The 845-nt window shown below is 34.3% G+C and carries 1 protein-coding gene; it reads right to left on the reverse strand.

Annotation, left to right across the window (positions count from 1 at the left end):
• Positions 1–167: 167 nt before the first annotated feature.
• Positions 168–524, reverse strand: coding sequence for a carboxymuconolactone decarboxylase family protein (locus ASJ81_RS13830; protein WP_095644911.1), 357 nt, complete (start codon positions 522–524; stop codon positions 168–170).
• Between the last annotated feature and the right edge of the window lie 321 nt (positions 525–845).

Here is an 845-nt window from a genome sequence, read left to right on the forward strand (position 1 = left end):
GAGTAAACTGATAAACTTTAGACTATGTTTTGACAATTTTGAGCGAAACATGATCAAGAGCATTATTATTGGAAAAAAATGTTCCCTATTTACAAAGTTAAGGTTTAAAGTTCCTCGCCTAATTATTCAGTCCCGATCAGATGAGAAACTTCAAGAGTAGAAGAACTCTATTTTTCTTCTTTATGAAAATCCAGTGCATTCAGTGCAAATCGTGAGTATGCAGCCGCTGGGCCACCTTCCATTTCGATGGCAACGTCTATGGTCTCATATATCTCTTTATCTGATGCACCTGCTAAACAAGCCTGTTGAACATGCCATTCAATACAGGGTTCACATTTAGTAACAATAGAAATAGATAAAGCCATTAGTTCTTTATGTTTCCTTGAAAGGCAACCGGCTTCAAATGCTTTCTTTTCTAATTCAAGAAAAGAGCTATAAGTACTGCAATTCTCCGAAAACCGGGAATGATGTTTCTTTCTATCACTTATGCTTTGATTTATTTTATCTTTGATGAACTTATCCATGTAGTCACATCCTGATAGATAGGATCACTCTAACTCTACATAAGTATGTACTAAGTTTAAACACTAAACTCATCCTAAAACTAACTTAGATCTAATGTTAATAAAATTTTCAGAATTGGTCTTATGGAAAATCAATTTACAATTTGAATACAGAATTTAGAGGAACAAGCATAAGTTTTGGGAATGATTTCGAAGTAAGATGACGCTAATTTGGTGGATGAACAGGCTTTTAGTCCACTTGTCAATATGAAGAAACTTAGACGCCTACGATGAAAGTGCCGTTGTGTAGTGTCAAATTACTTAGTATCAAATTGCTTAGTG

Source organism: Methanosarcina spelaei (assembly GCF_002287235.1).
In the GTDB taxonomy this organism is placed as follows: domain Archaea; phylum Halobacteriota; class Methanosarcinia; order Methanosarcinales; family Methanosarcinaceae; genus Methanosarcina; species Methanosarcina spelaei.

Excerpts from the sequence above, each read along its gene's own strand:
- ASJ81_RS13830 (WP_095644911.1), bottom strand. The coding sequence starts at position 524 with ATGGATAAGTTCATCAAAGATAAAATAAATCAAAGCATAAGTGATAGA.